Origin of the sequence: Legionella sp. 227, from assembly GCF_043161935.1 — a bacterium.
In the GTDB taxonomy this organism is placed as follows: Bacteria; Pseudomonadota; Gammaproteobacteria; order Legionellales; family Legionellaceae; genus Legionella; species Legionella sheltonii.
Window position 1 is genome coordinate 1,405,480 of the sequence record NZ_CP171154.1, and the last position, 17,825, is coordinate 1,423,304.

Sequence of the window (17,825 nt, forward strand, 5' to 3'; positions counted from 1 at the left end):
TTTGGTTTTTCCATGTCAACATCCAATACAGAAATCACTCAAATTCTCTCAGTGAAAAAAATTCCAGGTGAATGGGCACAACAAGATTTCATTCACTCAGTACCAAAGACTGAATCCGGTGCAATTGATTTAACTAAAGCTGAGCGTATCGCTGAAGGTGGGACTCATATACTTTATCGATTTCCAGATGCGCCTTTTGTTATTAAATTGATGAAACAAAATCCCAACCCTATGGAACTTGAAGAATTAGAGAAAAAATATGCTGTTTTATACGATTGCTTTGATAAAGATGGAAAACAACGATGCATCCGGGAACAACATATTACATATCAGGTGCAACTTCCCGGAAAGGAACCTCAAAATGCAGCTTTATCCATTGTTCCATATGAAAAATGTTTCAAATCTAAAGTAAAATTTGATTTTAAAATAGAACCTGCAGAACTTGATATTTACTTAATGGAGCACAACCAGGAGTTGTTTGATAAAGTACATAAAACACTTATTCATAAAGACGACGCTGGAGTAGATTTTGAGCTTAATGATTATGCGATTATTGACGAACGAATCGGAGCCATTTTGCAACGTTTGGATAGCGATCCAAAGCTTCGGGAAGTCATGATTGAATTTTTAAATCATTATCGTGATTTTTATCAAAAGACCAATATCATCCTGGATGCCATCGGATTTGAAAACATTCTGTTTTTTAAAGACGAACAGGGTGATTGGCAGTTTAAAATAGGCAGTGCGATTAAGCACGATACTGGAAAATACACAAACGAGTTATTTGATGCATTACATTCTGGAAAAGAAGTCAATTTGACTGGTTTTGTTAATTTTACTCACGCTTATTTTTCACCGGCCAACATTAGGGCAGTCAATGTATGTGCCATGAAACTTGGTTTAGAGCCTGTTATTCATGATGTCAAAATCGATTCAACCGATTTAGTTAGAATCTCTCAAGAATTATCAGTAGGAGAACGAATGTTTGCCTATGCGCGGCATGGTGATTTTGAAAAAATAGATAAAATACTCCAAGAACATCGGGATGAGCTTAGATTTAATCTCAGAGATTTTTGGACATACTCGCTCATCGCTGATGAATACATCAATCATGGCCAGCCGCCAACAGCACTTAAAAATTATCTGGATACGGTGAGTCAATTTCCCGTTATCTTGCCTGAAAACGAGGAGGATGCAAAACGAGTAGAAGACTCAAAAAAGGCTATTATAGACCGAAAAAACATGCATGATAAAAAAATAATGCTTCACCAAGAACTCACAACTTTTATACTTAATAAAGGGCAACTACAAAAAATAATCGATTCTGCTCATACTCCCGCTGTAAGTTATGCTTATGTTGAATCCAATGAACAACACCAACACGGATTGGTAAAAACTTCTCTTGCTCTTGGCAAAAAAAATGTTCAATCCACAGGTACTGAGAATACCGTAGATGGTAATACGAGATTTCCAGCCTCTTCACTGAGTAAAATTGTATTTACTTATTTGGTGTTACAGCTGGTCAAAGAGAAGCAAATCGATTTGGATGAGCCATTACTTTCTATTCTGCAACAAGAAGGTCAGGAATATGAACGATTCAAGGTACATGGTGAATATCCCGAAAAAGCGATACAATTAACAGCTCGACATGTATTGTCACATACTACAGGCTTACCCAATTGGGCTCCAAATTTATCTTCTACACTAACGTTTGATCCTAAATCAGATCTCGGTAGTGGATATTCGTATTCAGGTGAAGCGTTTCTTTATTTACAAAAAGTTATCGAGACAAAAACGGGTAAAAATTTAGAGACCCTGGCTAAAGAGTATGTGTTTGACCCTTTAAAAATGGAGCGCTCTACGTTCCAGCCGCAACCAGAAGACGATACAAATATTGTAGTGGTTCATACTCAGCTAGAAAAATCGACTCCCATATTAGAAATAGAGCCACCACTTCATTCTGCCGCATCACTGCTTACAACAGCCAATGATTTTTCAAAATTTATGGGTGCTTGGTTGGATAGTATGGATGATCCAATAATAAAACAAGCCTTTGAACCAAGAAGTGCTTACAGTATCGCGAATACATGTGGATTAGGATGGCATCTTTATAAAAATAAAGATGCCGTCATCGCCTATCAATGGGGTGCAAACCCTAATACCCGATCTTTTATTGCACTCAATGTTACAGAAAAAAAGGGTGCGGTATTTTTTACGAATTCAGAAAATGGGATGAGTATTGCAACTCAAATTTTGAACTCTCCTAATTTACCTCCTATTGGCGACATGCAAGAGCTCTTTAACTATATGAGTTTTAGTCAAAGTGATGAGCCAGGTTGGCAAGAAACCATTGCAGGTAAGATTGCTGAAAATGAGGGTAGGCTTGAAGAGGCGAAACATTATTTTGAAAAGGCCATTGAGCTAAGGCGTTTGGAGTGGTCGAATGCAGTTCACCAAAATTCTTCTCCAGAAAAAACAGTATTTACCTCTCCATTGGAGACTTTTGTAGGAAATTATAACGATGAAGCAGAGATCTACCTAAGAGAAAGTAGCTTAATCTGTAGGCGTTTTAATAGAGAAACAAAGCTTGTGCGAATATCAGAGACCGAATTTCTTCCTGAAGAGGATCCATCGTTCAAACTAAGTTTCAAGCGAGATCTCGTGGAAATTATTTCTATCCATGGTGATCAAACCTTATTGTTTAAACATCCTTTACCAAAACCTCAACTAGAAACGGATCATGAAAAAACAGGTGGAACTAAAGAGCAGCCTTCTTTAACAACTGTTGATTCAGGAAAAAAAGTGATGTTGCACGATTTGATGGAAAAAGCCTATATTCCTGGAATATCCATCGCCACTATTTCTGATGGAACACTTTCTTGGAACGGTGCGTTCGGTATTTCTGATATGGACTCAGGAGATTGTGTTGATGAATCTACTGTATTTGAGGCGTGTTCATTGAGTAAACCCTTGTTTGCTTATTTAGTATTAAAACTGATAGAAAAAGACCAACTGCCACCAGACTTTCTGACCCAACTCTTGCCCGAAATAGAATATGGACGTTTTAAGAGTGAGGATAAAGAAAAAGTAATGTCTTTAACGCCACAAATGATTTTGTCGCATCAAACAGGATTGCCTAACTGGGAGCCTGGTACTAATCAACTTGAGTTCCAATTCAAACCGGGTGAACAATACCATTATTCTGGTGAAGGGTATCACTATTTACAGAAAGTCATTGAAGCAAAAACGGGAAAAAGTCTTGAAACGCTTGCACAAGACTATGTATTTACACCGCTTGGTATGAAAAACAGTCACTTTGAACGTGCTTGTTTTGAGCCAGGAACACAATTTGCTTCCCGTCATAATGAACTCATGCAGCCCCAACCGTATAGAAACGAGTTAACTGCTGCTGGGTCGTTACAAACTACAGCATATGATTATGCACAATTTGTAATGGCATTACTCAAGGAGCAAATGCTGAGAAAGACAGCAATGAACGAGCTCGTCTCAACAGGAAAAGATGAAATAGCAAGAAAGAAAGAGATTTCTCAAGAAATACTACAATCTGTGTTTTGGGGATTAGGATGGGGTTTAGAGAAAACAGGGAAAGGAACCTTGGCATTCCATTGGGGAGACACACTAGGCGCGAAGGCATTTGTTGCAATAAACCCTGAAAATGGTTCAGCGATTTGTTATTTTGCGAACAGCCAAAATGGGTTATCTCTTGTCAAAGAACTAGTAACTCCTCATGTTGGTTTAACAAAAGGCCTCGATTACCTTTGTGGCAAATATGATTACACGCACTATGATAACCCGGGTTACAAAGAACGACATGAAGGCTTACTGGCTGAGTCACGAGGCGATTATGTTACTGCAAAAATCCAATTGCTCAAGGCCATTGAATTGGAACCTAAATACACTGTTGAACTGACGCAACACATTGAGTGTTATGATAAGCCGGGTTGGAAAGAGCGACAGGAAGGAATAAAAGCAGAATTAAAAGGTGATTATAAAACCGCCATAATCAAATTTAATCAAGTACTGGTGCTAGATTTAGAATCTGAGAAGCAGATCGAAAAACACCTTGCATGGTTAAATGATTTGGATCACCCAATTGACGTATGTAAAGAAAAATTGCAGGAATATACGGGCAAGTATGGGCCTCATGAAATAACCCTTGAAGGAGAGTCGTTAAAGCTCCAATCATTCGGGCAAAGTTATCAGCTTATTCCTGTGGGTAAGAATATTTTTTCACCAGAAAACAATCTCAATTTTCGTCTTGAGTTTGACACAGAACGAGGACACGTTGCATATCATTTTCTCGATCTCGCATTTCAGCCCATTATAGAGAAGAAACAACAAGCAACTGCTTCCACATCAAAAATGACATTGGAAGAGGTGATGAAAAAAGCTGATATTCCAGGCATATCGGTTGTCGCGGTCAATCATGAAGGAATTATTTCTCCGCCACTCGTTAAAGGCACTGTCAGCTCAACCCAATGTGGGTTATTGAAGATGTCTGTGGCTAAAACAATCGAAGAGCAAAGCAAATTCTATAAATCGTATTACATCTTGACTGAAGAAGGCTTGCTTTATTACAACAAATCGAAGGATAAACTTCATAAGCTTGAACTGGATGAATATCAGTTAGAAGAATTACGTAAAAGTTTCGCCAAAGATGAACCAATAGATATCTTGTCCGATGATCAATTAAGTGAGATTACCTCGATTACAGACCATCTTCACTCAAGCCCATCTACCGAAGTAACTTCTGAAACGGTTTTTGGAGCCGCATCGCTTAGTAAACCCATATTTGCCTATTTAGTATTAAAATTAATCGCAGTAAATAACGCGAATGAAGCCCAACCTGGACTGGGGAAATTTAATGCCAAATTTGATTTAAAAACCCCTCTTTATGAGGTTTTTCCAGAGATACTAAAAAAATTCCGCAAGGAAGATGAAGATAAGGCCAAGCAATTGAGCGCAGAAATGGTATTATCTCACACCACAGGGTTACCTATTACGCATGATGAGAGCAAAGGGCTCATTGAATTTCAGTTTGACCCTGGCACAAAATACGCCTATTCGGGTCCAGGAATTGCTTACTTGCAAGAAGTTATCGAGGTATTAACTGACTCCAAACTTGAAACACTTGCCCAAGAACACATCTTTGGGGAAAAAGCGTTAAATATGAAGCACAGCAGTTTTCATACGGATAAAAGTAAATCTCCGCAGGCCGCAAATAGTCTCTATACAACGCCGAGTGATTATGCCAAATTTATAGTAGCCTGGATGAATGATGAAGAGCTACAGTATGCATTTCAACCCAATGTCTTCATGAACAATGATTATTTGCCTGGGAACTGGCCAATAGAGGCAAACAGATTAGAACAGGATCGAAATCATGTGGCATGGGGTTTAGGTTTTGGATTACAAACCAATGAGCAAAGTGGGTGTGGTCTTATTAAAATGACAACCGATCCAAGTCAGTCCTCCTTTGATTGCATAGAACGCTTATTGGAAGATAGAAACGCGGTTATTTTATTTAATGATATGCTTTTTTATGCGGATCAATCTACTCGAACGGTTCATAAAATTGAGTTAACTGAGAGTAATCAGGATGATTTTAATAGGCTGAAAGCACAATGTACCGAGTCCTATAAATTAGCTGAAGGGAGTGAATTAAAATTGATTACCTCTGTAACAGGTCATATCCATCCTGCAAGCAGAGCCTATCATTCTGGTGATATGAATGAATGGAGAGCGTGGGTGGCCATGAATTTAGAAGACAAGTCGGCTATAGTATATTTTGCCAACGCGCATAATGGTCATATTTTAGCAGATTCAATCCTATCTCCAGAAGTAGAGATAGATAACGTGCTTAATTACTTTTTTCAAACCTATGGATTTGCACGGAATTTTGATGAACTGGGAGGGATAACTAATTTCCATGGAGTCAATCCCAATTGCTTAAAGAAAACCGCGCCTAAGATTGAAGAAAATATATCAAAAGAATTAGAAAAAGAAACTGCTATTAAGGACAGTTTTAAGGGATCACAATTAAAAGACTCTATAAAAGAAAGTTTGGTAGTAAGTGAAGAATCAGAACCATTAACTCCTTCATTACCAAAAGCAAAAACATTAACTTTAGGATTCTTGACACCTGAAAAGAGAAAAGAAAAAAATCAACAGGATAATTATTGTGGATTTAAATCAGGGTTTCTCATCGGTAAGTCTTTTTAAACTCATTGCTTAGTACATTGGGGTAGCTGTAGAAACTACTATTACGAATAAAAAGGTTGAGCATACGGATTTAAATAAAAGCGTTATTACATTTTGAGATAACACCATACCTATAAGGGAGTATACGGTGATGGATGATAAAACTTGTGAGCATTGCTATCCTGAAAAACGCTGTCATGTTAGAAGGAAAATGTTTAGTTTATTCGATTATTTTATCTTCAATCCATTTATCTACGTGTTATCTAAAACGTTTCTCCTGTCAGAGCATGATTTTTTACGATTCGATAACCTATTAAATAGGTTGTCCATTCATATTTTTCAAAAACTAAAATTATTTACCAAAACCAATATTATTGATAGGAGCCAATGGAATAACAGCATGCTTGCATTATGGGATGAAGCGCAACGAAGGGGATTAGAGCTCTATAATTTTAAGGAGTTCCAATTACACACGTTGTATTTTATGTTGATATTCCATAGCAAAAGATATTATTTCATGCAGACTCCTATTTCTCTTCTTTATCAAAAAAATACGTGCTTTGATGAGGATACCAAATACGATAATAAATGGATTCTCAAAAAGAAATTATTAAACCAAAAAATCCCCTGTCCTGAAGGAAGAGTGTTTATTTCCAGCAAAAGCGCTTATCAATACGGCATTAAATTAGGGTTTCCTCTTGCAGTTAAACCAGTATCTGAATCCCTAAGTATTCATGCCTTTTGTAATATTCAAACGCCAAAGGAATTAAAAGATGCGATTAAAATAGTAAAACAAGTCGATTTTCGCGTATTGGTTGAGCAACAAATTCCTGGCAATGTTTATCGCTCATTAATTATTAATGATTCATTAATCGCTTGTGTGATGCGACAACCTGGGAGCGTGATTGGTGACGGTATTAGTACTTTTGAAGAATTAATCGATAAAAAGAATGAAGCTGCTGGTGGTAGTAATCCATACAAAATTAATCTCAATAGTTACTTGAAGAAAATCCTAGAGGCTCAGGGGGTTACACGGAACACAGTACTAAACAAAGGACAACAAATTTTTATTTCTAAAAAAGTGACTATGGGCAGTGGTGCAAAAATTAGTAATGTTACCGATTTAATCCATCCAGAGAACAAATTGTTATTGGAAAAAGTACATAAAATTCTCAATATACCCCTTACTGGTCTTGATTTTATTTGTCAGGATATTTCTCTTCCATGGCACAAGCAACCATTTGGAATTATTGAAAACAATAGCTTTCCCTATATCGATTTGCACCTTAACCCTTCTGATGGGGAGCGAATTAATGTGCCAAGTAAAATTTGGGACTATGTATTAAATGTTTTAGGTCAAAGAGGTGGATGACTCGATTAAAATGGATTAAAAAATCAGCGAGCAAGTCCTCGTTTCTCCCTCTTTAAAGATTGTTCTGGGCTGCAAAGGGTATAGGCAATTAGATGATTATTAATAGAACAATACACAATATCCAAATTAGTGTACTTGTTATATAAGGATATGGATAACTCTTATAGGTTTTCTTTCGTGTAAAAAAATCAATAATCAGTACAGGGACAACAGAAAAAAAAGTTAATAAAATGACTAATGCTATGGATTCTGCACCTTGCTGAAAAGGCATAAGCTTTATTAAAAACGCCAGTATATCATGCAAAAATTTACTTAAATAAAAGATGACCCACACAAACAAAAAATCAAAAGTATAGATAAACCAGGAAGCAGCAAACAGTGGTAGAAGTAACCTAGCTCCTTTTATTGCCCATAGCTTCTTTAAGGATTTGCTAAACTCCTCTGAAAAAAGAACCATAACTACACCGAAGAGAACAACTAAAGCAAATAACATTTATTTGATCCTTTTCTCAACATCTTTCAATGTGTATCAAGTTGCATTGATAAAGGCTTATCTTATGAATGTGTTCTTGACACGTTCAATTGCACGGCGAATTTTTTGTTCCGGTCGCGCTTTAAATGAATTTCCATTGAAGAAATAATCGTCACCCTCAGGAGATTGTTCAGAAAAAAAGTAGTTATACACACAACATCGAGGTTGGTCACATAAGACTGGATTGACAGCATGCCACGATGTTCGATTTGTTTCCATCACAAGCAGGCGATTAAAAAGATTGGGGACAATAATGCGATTTTTAATTTCTTTATCCCATAGTTCATAATTTCCACCATTTTCGAGCTGCCAATTGGGGGACACATAATAAAGTACATTTACCGTTCGATAGTATTTTCTGTCTACATCATGCGAGTTATCCAAATGAGGATTAAGACGATATCCTTTGAGTAATGTGCTAATTCCACCAGCATACTGTGATGGATCAGGGATTTGTTTTTTAATCTCAGTTATTTTTTCAATCACCGGAACAACTTGAGGGTCTTGAATCACAGAATTAATATCTTGCAATAAACTGGATACATCTTTTAAGTGACTGTATTTTAACTTTAATTTTCCAGGAATACTTAATAGATGCATTTGGTTTGGTTTAGGGAAATCGGCATATATTCTTTTAGCAATTTCAGTTGGAAGAAGGTTATCCAGTGTAAAGTAACGGGCAACTTCTATAGGATGCTCAAGAAAAAATTGTTGTTTCAAATGCTCCTTTGTTTCATTTAATCTATCTACAATTAGATCCGTTAATTGATTTCTTATATTAGGTGCCATTTTACAATCTTATATTTGTATATTTATTAAAATAATAGTCTATTTTTTGTATTTCTTGGGGTTATAGAGGCTAGGATTGAATTCAAATGATGAATCGGACTGTTTAAAATTCTTTTTTAGGTTAATTGTATTATTGGCATGCAAGCATTCTATCCAATCAAAATGGCTTGTAGTTTGGCATGCATGATATTATTAGTTTCATTATTTGCTCTACCTCATGAGTAAGGTTATTGAATGGGCATGCCCTAAAAAATTATTTGAATAAAATTATTGAAATTAATTGATCTTAATTATATATTGCATACACTTTAAGAAGTAGGAAGGATGTAAATGGAGTTTTTAGATTTTTGCAAAGCCATTCAAGAAGCCGTTGAAAATGACAATAAAAACAATGGTGTCTCAGAAAAGAATCTTATTTTACTAGCTGAGTTAGATAAGATAATCAAAAGCGATGAAGTGAATAAATCTCTCAGTATGACCCAGGCAACTATTTTATTTGAAGGCTTTTATCATCATCTAAGCACAGAATCATTGAAAAAAGATTTGCAGATTATCAGAGCCAAGCGATGGGAGCATCATTTTGGTACTCCTACAATTACATTTCTCCTATCGTTTAAATTGCAGATTGATAAAACAACAAAGTTATTTGATGAATTAACCCTCGAAGCAGAGTCAACTATTGATTTTCCTTGGCTTATCTCAAAAATTGAGGGCTTTAGTATAGATCATGATAATAATGTTGTTACTGACCCGAAAAGTGTTTCGAGGGTAGACGCACCACTTACCAGAGAGATTACCGGTATCTTTACAAAAACGCATAATCCTTTTGGAGGTTTTACAACAACCCCATGCGATCCTGTTTCTCAGAGGTTCATTGAGCATGCAGCTTTATCAGCTAAAAAGGGTGGCAAAGTGCTAGAAATTGGTGCTGCTTTTGGTGCGGCAACATTGGAAGCTATTGCAAAAGGAGCAACTGTTTTTTGCAATGATATTGATCCGGAAAATTTAGCTGTTGTTCGTCAGCGTTTTATGGAAACAACTGATGACTCTAGTGAATCACTAACGGGAGATAGTAGTAAATTAATTCTTGTACCGGGTGAATTGCCAAATGAATTAATTGGTCTTCCCGAAAAACAATTTGATGCTATTTTGATTTGTCGTGTTTTACATTTTTTCTCTGGTGCCAAGATAGAAGAGTCATTGGCCTTATTATCAAAGCTTTTAGCGCCAAACGGTAAGATATATATCGTTTGCGAAACACCTTTTTTGAGAAATTGGCAACGTTTTATTCCTGAACTCAATAGACGAGTAGAGAATAAAGAAGAGTGGCCTGGCGAAATTACTGAACCAGCAAAGTTTGAAAGCAGTGGTCGGGCAAGTTCATTACCTAAATTTGTACATTGGATCACAAAAGAAGTATTAGATCGAAGTTTGTTAAAAGCTGGTTTTTCAATTGAGCACTCAGAGTACATCAACAGAAGTGGTCAATTTCCAGAGGACTTGCTATTACCAGAGTATGGTAAAGAGAGTATTGGTGCAATTGGAGTAATTTGAGTGAGGGATGATGAAAGAAAGGATCAGCTGGTATGAATGGTTTGCCGCCATGTTAAAGGAATTTGTAGCAGAAACAGCAAAGAAACTTAAATATGAAATTGTAGATATTTTTGAATGTAAAAAAACTGGCTTTACAAAAGCAGTAATTAAATTGTCTGAAAGACATACAAAGGAAAAAAATATCAGCGATATTATTATGGATAATGAATTAATTGAGAATCTGGATCCTAAAACTGTTCGGACTTTGACTTACATTGCCACCGTTGAGCGATTAAAACCTGATTATTCTATTGTGGTTCAGCATATGACACCTGAAGTAGACGAGTATTTGCTTGAAATAAAATCAAAATCCAACGCAACTACGATAAAAAAATCCCCTTCTGAACTTTCAAAAAATAAAGATTTAATTGAAAAATTTAATTCAGCAGACGCCAATAGAATTGGATATTTAGCAGGTGTAAGAGAAACCGTTACAGAGTTTCAACTGATTAATAAAGAACAATAATTGTAGTAAGGAGATGTTTTTGAGCAGGGAAGTTTTTGATGCACTAACTCGCAAAAAGCAATATAAATATCCCTATTTGCTACTCGGGTTATATTTAACCTTTTTACTTTCAACGGTATGTTTAGCTAGTAGAATAATGCAAATTGGAACTATGCTTGAACCTGGAGGAATTTTTGTATTTCCTCTTACGTTTAGCATCTGTGATATTGTTGGGGAAGTATATGGCTATGCTTACCCAAGGTTATTTATTTGGATTGGAGTGCTGGCTGAACTCATTTTTGCCTTAGTAGTAACAGCAGTATCACATATGCCTGCACCAGCTTTTTTCACACAAGCAACAGCTTATCAGATAGTTTTTGATCCAACATTAAGATATGTGGGTGCGGGCCTTATTGGTTTGCTAATTGGAGAACTGACTAATATATATTTACTTTCAAAATGGAAGATCTTTTTAAGAGGCCGATTTTTTATATTAAGATGCTTGTTATCTACCGCTCTAGGACAAGCCTTGCTTACAATAGTTGTTGATATCCTAAATTATTTTGGAAAGTTAACTGATCATCATCTCGGATGGATGATGGTTTGTGGTTATTTATGGAAAATGTGTTGTGCAGTCATTATGGTGTTCCCTGCCTGGTTAGTCGTGAAATATTTGAAGAAAGTTGAGCAAGTAGACCATTACGATATTCATACAAACTTTAATCCATTTATATTCGGGTTGAATGAAGAACGCTCTAATGATTACAAACTTAATACTGAATCCGCGCTTCAATAAGAGTACCGAGAATCTGATCATTAGGTTTGTCTATTTTTGTTAGTTTAATGTTTCCATCTTCTAAACCCTGCCGCAGATAAAAGGAATTATTTTCGATAAATAATCTATTAAATGCGACTAGTCCATCTTTTGCTAAGAACACTATTACGAAATCCCTATCTTTAGGCGTTTTACCTGAATCAAAGATTAAAAGGCTATTTTGTTGAAAAAGAGGTTCCATTGATGCATCAGGCATAACTAATGCGAAAGAATTCTTGTCAATTTTCTTATCAATTAATATTTCTTGCGTATCTTGGGTTTTGATTATTTCTAAAGGCCATGTTTTTAATGACTCCCATTCTATAACAGGGATGGTACTGATCTGTAAATTTTCCTTAACTACATCAGGAATAACAGCGGGTAGAGGTTCTTGGCCTATTAATTCATTGATGGAAACAGAAAAATAACGAGATAGCTCTTCTAATGCCTTCTTTCGCGGATTTTTGGTTGAACCAGTGAGAATGTGATGAATTGTTGGTTGCGGTATACCAGTTAACCGAGCTAACTCACTCACAGAAATATTACCATGTATTCTCATTAGTTGTTGCAAGTTATTGCTTAGTGTCATCTCAGTCATTAATAAACCAATAAATGAATAAAATTATTCGAAAACAGATTGACATACATATCATTAAATATGTATATTATTTTTAATTGAATAAATTTATTCAATGAATCTGCTAAAATAATATTAAATAGAATAATTATAGCCAATATATCATGTTGTTGGTTAATCTACCAAACAAATTGCGGGATAATTTAACTTTTAATGAATAAGTTAGCTATTAAACAAGATAGTCAAAGGAGTATTACTCATGGAGAACAATTCCAAATTACAAATTTATAAAGGAATTATTCAATATATTTTGGAATCTACAAACTACACCTTAAAAAATATTGCTGATCTTTCAAATTCCTCAATAAAAAATATTAGTACCATTCATCGTGAAAACTTCGTACCACATAATTTTTCCTCAGAAGTGCAATTAGTACGGTTATATCAAATGATTCTCGAAATAAACAGTCGAGAAAAACAGCTTAAAAAATATTTACCTCTTCCTAAAAATTTTAGACAACTTAGTGCATGAGTGGGAGTAATCTATTATGAAATGGGTAAAATTAAAAAAATATTGCGAAATATCGGGCGACACTTCTAATGCAGTTCACGCCAAACGAAAGCGAGGTATGTGGTTAGATGGTGTACAATGTAAAGTGGGGCCTGATGGTAACATATGGATTAATTTAGTTGAGGTTGAACAATGGGTGGAAAACGGCAACAAAGCAACGAATATCCGGTTGCGCGTGGGATAAGTGTTCGAGAGTTAGATTCCAGTAAATGTATTAGAATTGATTTTACGTATCGTGGTGTTAGATGTCGTGAAACTTTAAAAATTGAACCAACCAAAGCAAATATTAAATACGCCGAAAGGTTGAGAGGTGAAGTTCTAAACGCCATTAGTCTGGGTACATTTAATTATCAGGATTATTTCCCAAATTCCCAAAGGTCAAAAATGTTTGGCTATTCAGTAGTGAAATCTACTGTGGGTGAGTTGCTCAAAGAATATATGGAAATTGCTGAAAAAACACTTGAGCCCAGTACTTTTAATGGCTATAGAAAATCATGCGAAGCACATTTATACCCAGCATTTGGCAATATTCCTATAAAAGATCTGTCATCCATGATTATTCGTAATTATGTGACAAAGCTCGAATTGACGCTAAAAACCATACGAAATATTCTAACCCCATTAAGAAATACTTTAGATCAAGCATTAAATGATGGAATGATTACATCAAATCCTTTAGATCGATTGGTTTTATCTAAGTTAGTTGATAAAAAAACTCGCAGCAGTAATTGGGAGGTAGATCCATTTAATCAAGAAGAAATTAAAGCCATTCTTTCGGAGGCTAAAGATCAAGCAAGGAATTTATTCCAATTTGCTTTTTATAGCGGTTTACGTACTTCTGAGCTTATTGCTTTAGAATGGGGCGATATTGATTGGTTAAATGGGATTGTAAGAGTATCAAGGGCCGTGGTTCTTAAAAAAGAAAAAGGCACCAAAACAAAATCAGGTCAACGCGATGTGCTTTTACTTCCTCCAGCACTAGAAGCACTGCAAAATCAAAAAAAATTTACTTTCCTTGAGGGGGCACGTGTTTTTTATAATCCTCGCACTAACACGGCTTGGGAAACAGACGGTCAAATTCGAAAAACCTGCTGGACTCATATTTTAAAAAAGGCAGGAGTTCGCTACCGCAACCCATATCAGACTCGCCATACTTATGCTTCTATGATGCTTTCCGCTGGCGAAAATTCTTTATGGGTTGCAAAGCAAATGGGACATAAAGATACAGAAATGATTATTAAAAATTATGGTAGATGGATTCCTGACACATCAACCATAGCAGGATATACAACAGTAAATGACTGGTCCTCACCATTGTCTGGCATGGCAAAGTAGCATTATCATTCAGTACTGTTCCATGACTCTACCAGGCAAAGAGCAAAGAAACTTCTCTTTTATATGCTGAGCTGCATCATTAATGACCCAGTTTAAACCAGACATCAAAAATGGGTCCATATCATGAATGAAAAATTCAGATGAATGTTTTTGTGCTAGATTTTCTTCAAATCTTCATGTTCAAAAGCTGAAGCCATGCGGTCAATCTCACTCTTTATTAAACCAAATTGGGCAGCAACAGATCGCCATTCACTGACAGCTAGTACAACCTCTTTTATAATTTCAATCGCTCTTGCTTTCTTTATCCGAAACTCATCAATGACGGAAAGCGCCAAGTCAATAGATGCTGTTGGATCATCATAATCTATCGAAGTTGATAACATCCGTGCTTTAATTTCAACGGGGGTAGGATTGACATCATAGGCTGGTGACAATCTCCAACCTTTATGACGTTCATATAAGAAACCATGATTTCTTAAATGATCATCTGTGTTTGAAATCAGTAAGGTGAAGATGATACGGCGCCACAGCTCTTCTAAATCACTGTTTGGGCTTGCGCCGTGTTGTGTAATGGCATAAGCAATTTCAAGATAGCTGTGAGGGTCATTATCCTTTGCACCCAACATACTCATTGCAGAAAGAAATGGAATCCGTTGGCCTGCTTGACGGTCAAAACGGCGCAAAAGCAGCACTGGCTTTCCCAAGATTGTTTCCAAACGCCATTCCGTTGTTTTAATACCAGCTTTTTCTGCAAGGCTCAGCGCAACAGCTTCCCAGACGACCACGTTAAATTCGTCATCTTTTTTGGGAAATTTAGCGATCGCAAGATGGCTGTCTTTATCTCTAACTGATGCTTTTGGCCGCGCCCCACCAAGAGACGACCCAGGTGCCAATAATATTTTCAAATCTTCAGCTGTTTCATCGTCATTGAGATAACGTTCAGTTGCAGAAAAAAGTCTAGGGAGATCGATTAAAGGCGGGATGCTTTCTTTATCTTTGGGAGTTAAGTAAGGCCCGCCATCTTTTAGCGAGAAACGTAAAGCACCCTGACGAATTTCATCATTAACGCCTAACAGATAATCTACTTCTGACAGTGTTCTTGGTGCTTCTCCCATTGATTTTGAGCGCACACTTTCTGCTCGGCGCATCAACACGCGACCCCAGCGATCTGGCGCGGAATCACCAATAGCACCGAATAATATCTGGTCTGCTGTGGTATGAAATGCTCCAGATGTTAACTGAAGAGCTGGATCAAGAGCGAACTTTTCCGAATGTTTCAGCCAGTCAGGATCATATTCAAAGGATGCACTTTGCCTGGCGTTACGCTGATGAAACCAGAGCTTGCCGACCTTGTGCGTTTTTTCGCCAAGATCAATCGAAACATAAATTTGTTGGCTACTCATTTGCGTCCCCTTTATTGCCTTGGGGCATTCTAATTCTTTTCGGGAGACTTTCTTCTTCAAGTTCACGCCCCACAATATCGTGAGAAACATCAGCAACGTTTGTCAAATGCTCAGACATACCTAAAACAAATAGAGCAGATGCATACGAACCCATGGATACGCTTGGATCGCCTTTTTCAATCTTGGATAAAGTGAGCCGAGAAAAACCGCAGCGTTCAGACATAAGCTCCATAGCGATACGACGACGGCGTCGCGCATCACTAATGTTCTTGCCCAGGGTTCTTAAAACTTTCTGCACTGGGATGGGTAAATGTGTTTTTTTACTCATGTTTTTAACTCTTAACGTATTTTATATTTTACATTATGTATCTTAACGTAAATAATAAGTTACATTAAGTTAAAAAACAAGCAATATAACTTAATGTATACTATAATTAACATTAAGTCTATTAACGCAAATAATAATATACATTAAACTATTTTATGAAAGATGTCTTCCATAAAATATCTTTGTCCTTCGTGGCCAGATGATTAAAATAATTGATTGCGTTTATAATGCTCTCAATGCGATTCACTTTATAAACTTAACATTTTTTGTTAAGTTCGGAGAGCAAATTGCAGAAAATCAAGAATGTTTTTCAAGTTAAGAGAATTATACTTGAGAGCACAGATTGTGATTAAGATGATAGACAAGGAGCATCAAAAATGCCCCATTTACGTCCCAAAATTAGAAAGTAATAATTTAAGCCTATAAAAATCAATCCGTTACAAAAAATTGTCGCGGGTTCGATTCCCGCCGCCTCCACCATAACTTAATCTTAGATGTTCCTGAAAAGTCTTTCCATTCCTTGTAAAGACTGAGTTTTATGAAATAACCCTTCCTTAGTGATCCTGATAATTCCCTTGATGTCCTGCTTTATTTGTTGGTACTATACGTTGGTATTTCCGATACCAACACACTTAGATACCAACAAAAATAAAAATGAAGCTAACAGTCGCAGAAGTAAAACAAAAAAGAGAATTAGACAAGCCACTAAAGCTTTCTGATGGACATGGATTATTTTTACTGATTAATCCTGATAACAAGAAATATTGGCGTCTTGCTTATCGTTTTAATGGAAAGCAAAAAACCTTAGCTTTAGGTGTATATCCAACAATAAGTTTGGCTGATGCTCGTTTAAAGCGAGATGATGCACGTAAACTTCTGGCAAATGGTATTGATCCCGGCGAAACTCGAAAAGCTGCCAAAAGTGCTAAAACGACTCAAAATATTGATAGTTTTGAAGTGGTAGCGCGTGAATGGTTTGTTAACCAATCCAGTATATGGGTTCCTTCTCATGCAAATAAAATCATTCGCCGTCTTGAACGAGATATTTTTCCATGGCTTGGCGCATCACCAATTTCCACTATTACAGCACAACAATTACTAATCGCTGCAAGACGAATTGAAGAACGTGGAGTTAAAGAAACTGCTCGCAGGGCTTTGTTAAATTGCAGTCAGATATTTCGTTATGCTGTAGCAACAGGCAGAGCAGAACATGATCCTGTACCTAATTTAAAGGGGGCGTTACAACCAGTTCAAACGAAACATTTTCCAACAATTACTGATCCTAAAGCTATTGGAGAGTTGTTAAGAGCGATTGATCACTACCATGGAAGTTTTGTTACAAAATGTGCTTTGCAACTTGCGCCACTTGTGTTTGTACGACCAGGTGAGTTAAGAGCGGCGGAATGGAATGAGATTAACCTTGATATTGCTGAATGGAATATTAGAGCAGATCGAATGAAAATGCGTATTGCGCATTTAGTTCCCTTATCAAAACAAGCTGTGGCTATATTGCGAGAGCTCTATCCTCTGACAGGCCATGGAAAATATGTATTTTCTAGCGAGCAAACCAGCACCCGCCCTATGAGCGAAAATACACTTAATTTCGCTTTACGTCGTATGGGATTTACTAAAAATGAAATCAGTGTTCATGGCTTTCGTGCGATGGCGAGAACATTGCTTGATGAAATTCTGCATATCAGGCCGGATTACATTGAACACCAACTGGCTCATGCGGTACGTGATCCTAATGGACGTGCATATAACCGAACATCACACCTGCCAGAACGCAGAGTTATGATGCAAGAGTGGGCGGACTATCTGGATAACTTAAAGGGAAAGTAAAC

The 17,825-nt window shown here is 36.6% G+C and carries 14 protein-coding genes; 9 read left to right on the forward strand and 5 right to left on the reverse strand.

The window, feature by feature from the left end:
* Positions 1-12: 12 nt before the first annotated feature.
* Positions 13-6,243: a serine hydrolase gene (locus tag ACF8MK_RS06065; RefSeq protein WP_392538573.1), complete on the forward strand. Its 6,231-nt coding sequence runs from the start codon at positions 13-15 to the stop codon at positions 6,241-6,243.
* Between the two features lie 130 nt (positions 6,244-6,373).
* Positions 6,374-7,594, forward strand: coding sequence for a hypothetical protein (locus ACF8MK_RS06070; RefSeq protein WP_392538574.1), 1,221 nt, complete (start codon positions 6,374-6,376; stop codon positions 7,592-7,594).
* 88 nt (positions 7,595-7,682) lie between these two features.
* Here ACF8MK_RS06070 and ACF8MK_RS06075 read toward each other — a convergent pair whose 3' ends face one another.
* Both ACF8MK_RS06075 and ACF8MK_RS06080 read right to left on the reverse strand, forming a co-directional pair.
* Positions 7,683-8,087: a hypothetical protein gene (locus ACF8MK_RS06075; protein WP_392538575.1), complete on the reverse strand. Its 405-nt coding sequence runs from the start codon at positions 8,085-8,087 to the stop codon at positions 7,683-7,685.
* 57 nt (positions 8,088-8,144) lie between these two features.
* Positions 8,145-8,915 carry a 2OG-Fe(II) oxygenase gene (locus tag ACF8MK_RS06080; protein WP_392538576.1) on the reverse strand — a complete coding sequence of 257 codons (771 nt, stop codon included), beginning with the start codon at positions 8,913-8,915 and terminating at the stop codon, positions 8,145-8,147.
* Positions 8,916-9,245: 330 nt separating this feature from the next.
* On the opposite strand from ACF8MK_RS06080, the gene ACF8MK_RS06085 reads away from it, so the two are divergent.
* From ACF8MK_RS06085 to ACF8MK_RS06095, 3 genes are read left to right on the forward strand one after another with little or no spacing between them, the layout of a single operon-like run.
* Positions 9,246-10,469 (forward strand): class I SAM-dependent methyltransferase, encoded by a 1,224-nt coding sequence (locus ACF8MK_RS06085; protein WP_392538577.1) that lies wholly within the window; start codon positions 9,246-9,248, stop codon positions 10,467-10,469.
* Between the two features lie 7 nt (positions 10,470-10,476).
* Entirely contained in the window at positions 10,477-10,974 is a 498-nt protein-coding gene (locus ACF8MK_RS06090; protein WP_392538578.1) for a hypothetical protein, read from the forward strand.
* 13 nt (positions 10,975-10,987) lie between these two features.
* Positions 10,988-11,749, forward strand: coding sequence for a queuosine precursor transporter (locus ACF8MK_RS06095; protein ID WP_392538579.1), 762 nt, complete (start codon positions 10,988-10,990; stop codon positions 11,747-11,749).
* Here the strand turns inward: ACF8MK_RS06095 and ACF8MK_RS06100 are convergent.
* Entirely contained in the window at positions 11,724-12,365 is a 642-nt protein-coding gene (locus tag ACF8MK_RS06100) for a LexA family protein (protein WP_392538580.1), read from the reverse strand. The two genes, ACF8MK_RS06095 and ACF8MK_RS06100, sit on opposite strands and share 26 nt — an antisense overlap.
* Before the next feature lie 238 nt (positions 12,366-12,603).
* Here ACF8MK_RS06100 and ACF8MK_RS06105 point away from each other — a divergent pair, with 238 nt between their 5' ends.
* Genes ACF8MK_RS06105 through ACF8MK_RS06115 form a run of 3 tightly spaced genes read left to right on the forward strand, consistent with a single transcriptional unit; the run spans position 12,604 to position 14,250 of the window.
* Positions 12,604-12,876, forward strand: a complete 273-nt coding sequence (locus tag ACF8MK_RS06105) for a hypothetical protein (protein WP_101898884.1) — start codon at positions 12,604-12,606, stop codon at positions 12,874-12,876.
* Between the two features lie 16 nt (positions 12,877-12,892).
* Entirely contained in the window at positions 12,893-13,099 is a 207-nt protein-coding gene (locus ACF8MK_RS06110) for an excisionase (protein WP_081465868.1), read from the forward strand.
* Positions 13,048-14,250, forward strand: a complete 1,203-nt coding sequence (locus ACF8MK_RS06115; RefSeq protein WP_392538581.1) for an Arm DNA-binding domain-containing protein — start codon at positions 13,048-13,050, stop codon at positions 14,248-14,250. Before ACF8MK_RS06110 ends, ACF8MK_RS06115 begins: the two co-directional genes overlap by 52 nt.
* A 155-nt stretch (positions 14,251-14,405) precedes the next feature.
* On the opposite strand, the gene ACF8MK_RS06120 is transcribed toward ACF8MK_RS06115, so the two are convergent.
* Both ACF8MK_RS06120 and ACF8MK_RS06125 read right to left on the reverse strand, forming a co-directional pair.
* Positions 14,406-15,653, reverse strand: coding sequence for a type II toxin-antitoxin system HipA family toxin (locus ACF8MK_RS06120; protein ID WP_101898882.1), 1,248 nt, complete (start codon positions 15,651-15,653; stop codon positions 14,406-14,408).
* Positions 15,646-15,981, reverse strand: a complete 336-nt coding sequence (locus ACF8MK_RS06125; RefSeq protein ID WP_101898881.1) for a helix-turn-helix domain-containing protein — start codon at positions 15,979-15,981, stop codon at positions 15,646-15,648. Before ACF8MK_RS06125 ends, ACF8MK_RS06120 begins: the two co-directional genes overlap by 8 nt.
* Positions 15,982-16,635: 654 nt before the next feature.
* Between ACF8MK_RS06125 and ACF8MK_RS06130 the strand changes: the two genes are divergently transcribed.
* Positions 16,636-17,823 (forward strand): tyrosine-type recombinase/integrase, encoded by a 1,188-nt coding sequence (locus ACF8MK_RS06130; RefSeq protein WP_392538582.1) that lies wholly within the window; start codon positions 16,636-16,638, stop codon positions 17,821-17,823.
* The last annotated feature ends 2 nt before the right edge of the window (positions 17,824-17,825 follow it).

Coding starts and splice junctions, on each gene's coding strand:
- ACF8MK_RS06125 (WP_101898881.1), bottom strand. CDS start 15,981: ATGAGTAAAAAAACACATTTACCCATCCCAGTGCAGAAAGTTTTAAGA.
- ACF8MK_RS06110 (WP_081465868.1), top strand. CDS start 12,893: ATGAAATGGGTAAAATTAAAAAAATATTGCGAAATATCGGGCGACACT.
- ACF8MK_RS06075 (WP_392538575.1), bottom strand. CDS start 8,087: ATGTTATTTGCTTTAGTTGTTCTCTTCGGTGTAGTTATGGTTCTTTTT.
- ACF8MK_RS06090 (WP_392538578.1), top strand. CDS start 10,477: ATGATGAAAGAAAGGATCAGCTGGTATGAATGGTTTGCCGCCATGTTA.
- ACF8MK_RS06105 (WP_101898884.1), top strand. CDS start 12,604: ATGGAGAACAATTCCAAATTACAAATTTATAAAGGAATTATTCAATAT.
- ACF8MK_RS06065 (WP_392538573.1), top strand. CDS start 13: ATGTCAACATCCAATACAGAAATCACTCAAATTCTCTCAGTGAAAAAA.
- ACF8MK_RS06120 (WP_101898882.1), bottom strand. CDS start 15,653: ATGAGTAGCCAACAAATTTATGTTTCGATTGATCTTGGCGAAAAAACG.
- ACF8MK_RS06095 (WP_392538579.1), top strand. CDS start 10,988: ATGTTTTTGAGCAGGGAAGTTTTTGATGCACTAACTCGCAAAAAGCAA.
- ACF8MK_RS06115 (WP_392538581.1), top strand. CDS start 13,048: ATGGGTGGAAAACGGCAACAAAGCAACGAATATCCGGTTGCGCGTGGG.
- ACF8MK_RS06070 (WP_392538574.1), top strand. CDS start 6,374: ATGGATGATAAAACTTGTGAGCATTGCTATCCTGAAAAACGCTGTCAT.
- ACF8MK_RS06130 (WP_392538582.1), top strand. CDS start 16,636: ATGAAGCTAACAGTCGCAGAAGTAAAACAAAAAAGAGAATTAGACAAG.
- ACF8MK_RS06085 (WP_392538577.1), top strand. CDS start 9,246: ATGGAGTTTTTAGATTTTTGCAAAGCCATTCAAGAAGCCGTTGAAAAT.
- ACF8MK_RS06100 (WP_392538580.1), bottom strand. CDS start 12,365: ATGACTGAGATGACACTAAGCAATAACTTGCAACAACTAATGAGAATA.
- ACF8MK_RS06080 (WP_392538576.1), bottom strand. CDS start 8,915: ATGGCACCTAATATAAGAAATCAATTAACGGATCTAATTGTAGATAGA.